This is a genomic window from Candidatus Thiothrix phosphatis (assembly GCF_035668035.1).
In the GTDB taxonomy this organism is placed as follows: Bacteria; Pseudomonadota; Gammaproteobacteria; order Thiotrichales; family Thiotrichaceae; genus Thiothrix; species Thiothrix phosphatis.
Map to the genome: position 1 here is coordinate 25,126 of NZ_JAYMYJ010000005.1, position 7,230 is coordinate 32,355.

The 7,230-nt window shown below is 56.4% G+C and carries 8 protein-coding genes; 1 reads left to right on the forward strand and 7 read right to left on the reverse strand.

Annotated features, from left to right (window positions below; all coding sequences use genetic code 11):
* Positions 1-25 precede the first annotated feature (25 nt).
* The 6 genes from VSS37_RS00605 to VSS37_RS00630 all read right to left on the reverse strand — a co-directional run bounded on the left by VSS37_RS00605 (position 26) and on the right by VSS37_RS00630 (position 5,521).
* On the reverse strand, positions 26-838 hold the full coding sequence (locus tag VSS37_RS00605) for an IolE/MocC family protein (protein WP_324692662.1): 813 nt from the start codon (positions 836-838) through the stop codon (positions 26-28).
* Between the two features lie 132 nt (positions 839-970).
* A complete protein-coding gene (locus VSS37_RS00610; RefSeq protein WP_324692663.1) occupies positions 971-1,390 on the reverse strand; it encodes a type II toxin-antitoxin system VapC family toxin in 420 nt (139 codons plus the stop codon).
* Positions 1,390-1,623, reverse strand: a complete 234-nt coding sequence (locus tag VSS37_RS00615; protein WP_324692664.1) for a FitA-like ribbon-helix-helix domain-containing protein — start codon at positions 1,621-1,623, stop codon at positions 1,390-1,392. Before VSS37_RS00615 ends, VSS37_RS00610 begins: the two co-directional genes overlap by 1 nt.
* A gap of 98 nt (positions 1,624-1,721) precedes the next feature.
* Positions 1,722-3,098: a nicotinate phosphoribosyltransferase gene (locus tag VSS37_RS00620; RefSeq protein ID WP_324692665.1), complete on the reverse strand. Its 1,377-nt coding sequence runs from the start codon at positions 3,096-3,098 to the stop codon at positions 1,722-1,724.
* Between the two features lie 66 nt (positions 3,099-3,164).
* Positions 3,165-4,214 carry a bifunctional nicotinamide-nucleotide adenylyltransferase/Nudix hydroxylase gene (locus tag VSS37_RS00625; RefSeq protein WP_324692666.1) on the reverse strand — a complete coding sequence of 350 codons (1,050 nt, stop codon included), beginning with the start codon at positions 4,212-4,214 and terminating at the stop codon, positions 3,165-3,167.
* Positions 4,215-4,393: 179 nt separating this feature from the next.
* Positions 4,394-5,521, reverse strand: a complete 1,128-nt coding sequence (locus tag VSS37_RS00630) for a Fic family protein (protein WP_324692667.1) — start codon at positions 5,519-5,521, stop codon at positions 4,394-4,396.
* Between the two features lie 347 nt (positions 5,522-5,868).
* Between VSS37_RS00630 and VSS37_RS00635 the strand changes: the two genes are divergently transcribed.
* On the forward strand, positions 5,869-6,510 hold the full coding sequence (locus VSS37_RS00635) for a hypothetical protein (RefSeq protein ID WP_324692668.1): 642 nt from the start codon (positions 5,869-5,871) through the stop codon (positions 6,508-6,510).
* 5 nt (positions 6,511-6,515) lie between these two features.
* On the opposite strand, the gene VSS37_RS00640 is transcribed toward VSS37_RS00635, so the two are convergent.
* Positions 6,516-7,175: an ATP-binding protein gene (locus tag VSS37_RS00640; protein ID WP_324692669.1), complete on the reverse strand. Its 660-nt coding sequence runs from the start codon at positions 7,173-7,175 to the stop codon at positions 6,516-6,518.
* Positions 7,176-7,230: the final 55 nt, after the last annotated feature.

Consider the following 7,230-nt stretch of genomic DNA (forward strand, 5'->3'; position numbering starts at 1 on the left):
CTTTCAAATAGGCATAGGTTAACGGTCAAGCCACACGCGCCATCACCAACTCCATATTCTCCAGCGCCAACGCCGGTTTGACCTCGAACACTTTACGGCTGTCCGGGAACTGTTGGTGCAGGCTGGCAATCGCCGCGAAATAATCCCCTGTCTGAGTGTAGTCATCTGCCTTGTTCAGGCCCAGGTTTTCACTCTCCACAAAAGCCAGATGCTGGTCGGCAAGGCCGTTATTAGCATGCAGGTGGAAATGCAGCCGTACCCCTGTTTCATCCAGTTCGTGCAACCACTGTAGCCATTGCGGCAGGCTTTCCTGCGACCAGATTTTGGCGTGGCCAATGTCGAAACAGCAGTGGATGTAACGCAATTCCAACCGTTCCACCAGTCCAAAAAACCAGCGGTAAAACGACAGCGGATGGAAGGTATTTTCAATGTGTACCGGGTGATCATATTCGCTGCAAAATTGTTCCAGCCGCCGCAACTGCCGAACCAAGTGTTCCACCAAGGTTTCCCGAAAAGCCGGGTGTTGACTGAGCGGCCATTTGTGGAGATGAACAATGGAATAGGCCGAGCCGATGGCTTTAGCCATGGCAAACTGTTCCCGCAGTTGCGCCTCATCTTTACCCAGTTCAAACAGCGTGCTGTGGTAATGGTTGAAATGCGTGTTGACGGGAATGGGTTGTGCGGCCTCGCTCAAGGTGCTGCAAATGAATTCCCAGATGTCCTCATCCCCCGAATACAGACCGACCTCCAGCGGACGTTGCTGGGCAATGGCGGCATGGACGACCGGAGCCTCCTCCGCCAGATTCTTTTTCATGATTTTGTAGCCGAAATTCTGCATATTGTTTTCTCTTTTATGTTGCCAGTAGGGTGTTTATCCCTACGATGTGTCGGGGCTGAAATAACGCGGGGCCACCGTATCGGTCAACCATACCCCATTTGCCGAGCAGTCAATTTTCTGCGGTTCGTTTCATCATTCAACGAATGGGTTATGCAGTTTGATATGCATCGACTGAAAATCTTTGGTATTGCGGGTGACGAGTATCAGATCATGAATCAAGGCTGTTGCTGCAATTTGTTTATCCAGCGCATTTTCAGGATGTGGTACGCGTAAGTGCCCCCAAAGTTGCGCGGCTTCCTGGTCAAAATCCAGTATCCGTTCGCTGTGTTGCTCCAAAACTGTTTTCAGCCAGTTTTCCAGCAGAGCGGCCTGTTGCTGATCTCCCCGATGGCGAATCAGGTCAATACCCCGGCGTAACTCACCCAGCGTAATAACACTGATGTACACGGCAGAACCTTGTTCTTCAATCTGTTCCATAAAGCGAAGCACACCGGGGTTCATCCGCTCTTTTTTGCGTAATTCGCTGATAACATTGGTATCCAGCAGGTACATTAGCTGAAAACTTCCAGTGCGGTGTCGTCTTGAACCCGTGCAAAATCGCTGTCTTTACCAACATCGGGCATTTCTCGTAACACTTCGAGAAAACTTTTCTTTTTAGGGCGTATCAACACCTGTTCCAGAATCTGGCGATGGGCGGCCTCCGCACTCATGCCCAAGCGGTTGGCGTGTACCTTGAGCGCCTGCGCAACTTCATCACTGATGTTTCTGACAATGAGATTGGCCATGCGTGTCACCTCATACTGCTGTTGATAGTCCGATGATAGCATTGCTATCCCACACAATCCGCCAATAACTGGCGGATTGCATAGGTATCCTGCATCTCTTAATGGCTCCGCTGCCGAATCGTGGCAAAGTCATCGTCCACCAGCAGTTCACCATTACGGTACACCGGGCGCAACAGGTTTTCCCGCCCTGCCAGCGCATCCTCACGAATGGTGGCAATGCCATTGTCAGTACGCACCACTGCCAGCCGCCCACGTTTGGAAGATTTGCCAGGGTCAGTGACCGGCTGCTTGTAGACATCGCGCCATTGCCCATGCACACGGATGGCCGAAGCCTTCATCGCAAAGCTGAGGGTATCGCGGTCAACCTTCTGCAACAGACCCGCACCCATGCCAAAAGCGACATTTTCCGTGGAAAAACCGGCTTGCTGGATGCTCTCCAGAATTACGGGAATGGTGGTGACATCCACCCCATCGCCTTGGATCACCCGCACGCAATCACTGAGCACGCGATACCCTTTGGCATTCACCCGCCCGCCAAACGCGGCGTACAGGCGTTCCAGCACTTCGGGCACAATCCGCTCTGGCTGGCCGGAATCCGGGCGCACCACCAGGGTTGCACCACTTTCCTCCACCTGCCAGCGCAGCTGCTTGCCCCAAATCTCGCTGACGGCATGGAACAAGTCGTAGGAATCCGACACCACCGCGACCAGACCGCCGCGCTTACCAAATTGAGTGATCATATTGGCGTAAGCTTCCGCCTCGGCTTCCTGCCCCCAACTGGTGATGGTGGAATGCTCCGCCGCCGGAATGGAGAAACCGGCCATGTCCGCGCCGTAATAACGCCGTGCCGCCACCAGTGCCGCGACCGTATCCGTGCCCATGAAATTGACCAGATGCGCCATGCCGCCCAACGCCGCGCTTTCCAGCGAAGATGCGCCACGCGCGCCGAAATCATGCAACTTGAATGGCAACTCCGCTTCAGGCTGCTCGCTGGTTGCCTGCAAATAGCGGCGGATCACCTGCTTGGCCTGCCAGGAAACCGTCGCGACGGTGGTGGGATACCAGACTGCCCGCAGCAAGCCGGTTTCCAGATACGCCGTCAGCCAGAACAGGCGCGGGTCGGTGTTTTGCACCTGTACCAGCGCCGTGCCGGTTGGCACCACCATCCCCTCCGGCAACGCGCTGATTTCCACCGGCATATAGCCGCCGTATTCGTGCAGGATCACTTCCCAGCCGCTGCGGTTAAAGGGTTCACCGTGAGCCTGGAAAAGGGCTTCGGCTTCGTCAATATCCGCTGCTGTAATCGGGCGTGACAGGGTTTCTTTCAGGTGAGCCTGCAAGCCGAAAAACAGCGCTTCGCGGAATTGCCCGCCGCGCGGTTCGATATAGGATGACACCACTTCCGCCCCAGGTGGGTATTGCAAATAGTGGCTGGCTTTGTAGCTGTCGGTATTGAGAATGCTATTGTTGAACATGGAAATCCTCCTGTTCTGATTGGGTTGAAACGGCGGTCTTTCCGCCACATCGGGTTGAATGATTCACTACCCCAGCAGGGTTTTGATGATGTGAAAGTGATCCTCGAACAGCTTTTCCGGGTCGAGTTCCGCCAGCGGCAGCCAGAAAGCTTTGCTGGCATCATCGCCGCCTTTCACTTTGGGTAAACCGTGTGCATCCGGCTTCAGATTGACCAGCCAGGCATGGGTGATGGTGCGCCCGCGCTCGGAACGTTGCGGATGGTCGAACACTTGCGAACGCACCACCGAACCTTGCAACACCGGTTCCGGCACTTTCAGGCGGGTTTCCTCACGCAATTCGCGCAGCACCGCCGTCAGCAGGTTTTCATGCTGGCCGACGAAACCGCCCGGTAACGCCCACAAACCCTTGCCAGGGCGCGCGCGCCGCTCGACCAGCAAAATATGGCCGGACTGGATCACCACCGCATCCACCGTCACAAACACGGGCGGGTAGGGCGAGGTTTCCCAGGCTTGCCGGTATGTTTGGATAAAACGCCATTCCTCCGCCACCTCGCGGTAAGCTTCACCTGCCTGAAAACTTTGCAAAGCCTGTTGCACAGCAGTGGGAAATTCGTCGCTAATCTCGCCATGCAGGAAATAACGTTCGCGCAATGCAGTGGCAGAAACGGCTTTGTAAGCGGCGACATCCACCGCGCCCCATTGCGGGAACAACGACAGGTAGTAGGAGGTGTGATCCTTGCCATGCCCGACCAGGCCGATTTTGGGTGACGCAACGCCTATCTTGGGCGGGTATTGGTGCACCACACCTGCCACGGTTTCCTGCACACGTCTGATCCAGTTCTGGTCGTTGTAAAGCTCATCCAGCAGTGGCAAGACCACCACGCGATTTTGTGCCTGCGGCGGGCAGGAAGCGCGGATGAACTGTTCGCGTTCGGCAAAACTCCACGGGTTGCGGCTGGTGCGCGGCTGGTGGCTGGAACCGACCAGCACGATTAGCCGTTCCGCCTGTTCCAAGGCATGCATCAGCACCTGCTGGTGGCCTTTGTGGAAGGGCTGGAAGCGCCCAATGAACACCAGGAAGTCAAAGCGCCCGTTGGCGCTGCTTGGCTGTTTCATGTCAGTAAACTCCTTACTGAGGTGTGAACCACCCGGTCTATCCGGGTAGATGCCCTTATAGTGACATAAAGACACTATAGCTGTCAAAGGCTATCGATGGAGCGCCAATCAAAGCCAGAGTTGCTGGCCAATAGCGGCTTCAGGCTGGCTGCGCTGCTGAAGGTGTGGAATACACATGATCAACGCGTTTCTTCGCCAAGCTCCTTAGCCATCGCCAAGCGGTAGCTGGTGCTACGGCCACCGCCAGCATTCTGAATAAAAAGCCCCCATTCCAGCAAACTGCGAATATCACGCAAAGCCGTGTCGCCCGAACATTTGGCGATGGTGGCGTATTTGGCGTTGTTCATATACCCCTGAAAATCATCCAGCATCCTGTTCAGGACTAGCCGCTGGCGCTCATTGATGCGGTAACGGTTGGCGCATCCCCACACCCGCGCCTTATGCAACACTGATTCCAGCGCAGTTTCCGCACTGCCTAACGCTCGCCCCAAGCATTCCAGGAACCAACCTAGCCATGGCGTCACATCCAGCGAACCTCGCTGCTGGCGTTCCAACTGGTTGTAATAGGCTTTGCGTTCAGCCTCAATTTGGGCTGACATGCTGTAAAACCGCTGCGGGCTTGCGTCCGCCCGCGTCAGCGCCATATCCGCAATGGCACGGGCAATCCGCCCATTGCCATCCTCAAACGGGTGCAGGGTCACAAACCAGAAATGCGCCAACCCTGCCTTCAGGACTGGGTCAATGCCGTCGTCTTCGCCAAACCATTGCAAGAAAGCCGCCATCTCGGCAGGCAGCCGATTAGCCTCCGGCGCTTCAAAATGGACGCGCTCCCGGCCATATGCGCCAGAAACGACCTGCATCGGGCCTGCGGATAGCGGACGCCACGCGCCCACCACAATCGGATACATGCCGCTAAAACCTGTGGGGAACAAGGCACAATGCCACGCGCACAAACGCTCTTCGGAAAGCGGCTGCTGGCATGACTGGGTGGCATCCAACATAACCTCAACGATACCTTCGACATGACGGCTGGCAGGGAGCGCCCCGCCAATTTCCAACCCCAACTTACGGGCAATGGAAGAGCGCACTTCCTCCCGGTCGAGGGTATCCCCCTCAATTGCAGAAGATGTCACCACATCATTGGTCAGGGTATTGAGGCTGGCTTCCTGCCGCAGCTCAAAACCCAATGCCTGCATCCGCCCCAACAAGTGCCCCTGCTGGTAACGTACCTGAGCCAACGCATTGCCCAAGGCCGCCGCATCCCAATGAAATTGCGGCCAACCCGGTTGTTGATGTATCCACTTCATATTCACCGCTCCTGTTGCGGCGTTTATGGTACCTATTCACCGCAAGGGCAAGCAACGCCCCGCAGGGAAAACACACGCTGCGTACAACCCTGATCCTTAACGGGTTTGCCCGTCGGCATCCAGGCTTTCCCAGGCACGCAATGATCTGGTTTCCACACTCATAAGGTTGTTCCTGTGGATTGGATGAATTGCCGCCACACCGGATCAAAGTTGACCAATTGCATATCGGTTGTCTCCATTCGGGTTAATTTTTCCAGGCTTGCCAGCAGCCTGGATTACAGCGTTACCCATTACTTTATCTATAAAAAGTATTAAACTGAGCTTATAAAAAGCAAGGGAGTAAATACATGATGGGGTACAGTAACAGCCTGCTGGCGGCAGGCGTTTTGCTCGTGGGCGCAGCATTTTCCAGCCAAGCACCCGCGCAAAACAACGATCTTCAACCGGAAAGGTTCCTTTCCGTCACACAATCACTCGGGCTGATAAAAAATGTCTTCCTCCTGATCGACAACAAAGCGGCTGATGGCTGCTGGAGCAATGCCGAGCAAGTCAGGAAGCAGACCCAACAGACGCTGGAACACAGCGGGTTCACGGTCTACGACGAACCGCTCCTGATCCTGTCGCCGCTTTCCAGCAACCTGATCATCACCGCCCAAGGCTCGCGGTCACGCGAGGGAACCTGCTACGGCAGCATCCAGATTGAAAGCTACCGCAGTGTGCTCGACGAATCCGAAGGCGTCCAAATCCAGTATCAGGGGCGCAATTTCTCCCAAAGCACGGTCGCGCATGGCCGTAAAAACCTGAATGCGGCTTTTTTGTCCGCCACCGCCACGCAGACAACGGCATTCACGGCGGCGGTTGAGGCGAACCGCAAATCCCCCATTGTCAGCAACACCTTCGCCAAACTGACCGCCCAAGAAATAAAGCCCTTGCCCGTGCGGGTGCTGGCCGATGTGTTCAGGAATGTGCAGGCCAATACGCCGCCGTAACGCCATCAGCGGCCACCGGATGACGCCAGCTCGTGGGTATAAACGCCTGCCTGGCCCGCAACCGCCCCGGCCAGATCCAGCACCCGCCGGTGATGGGTAAACAGCAACACCTGGGTGTTGGCCGCCACTTCGGCCAGCACTTCCAGCCCCGCCTGGGTGCGCCGGTCGTCGAAGCTGATGAGGATGTCATCCACCACAAACGGCATCGGTTCGCCTTGGCGCAAATGCTGCTCCAACGCCGCCAGCCGCAACGACAGGTAAAGCTGGGCGCGGGTGCCGTCACTCATCCGCTCCACCAGCACCTCGGTGTTGTCCGGGCGCACACCCAGCAGGATCGGCCTGCCGTCATCACCCAGTTCGTCGCGCAAGCCTGTATACGCATCCAACGTCAACCGCTGGAACAGGCCACCCGCCCGCTGCAACACTGGCGTCTGGTGTTTACGGCGGTAGTCTTCAATCTGCTGCCCCAGCATTAGCGCGGCAATTTGCAGGCGCAGGTATTGCTCTGTCCCGGCGATCATGCTGGCAAGGTATTGTTCCGCCTCTTCCGCCGCCACCGCCGCAGCGGCGCTGCCATCCTTGGCGGCAATCGTATCCTGCAAGGTCTGGCGTTGGTCCCGCAAGCCATCACGCTGGCGGGAAAGTTCGGCCAGCGACGCCGTCACCGCTGTCAACACCGACTGAAAACTGACCCACTTTCGTCAAAATCACCGTTTTAAA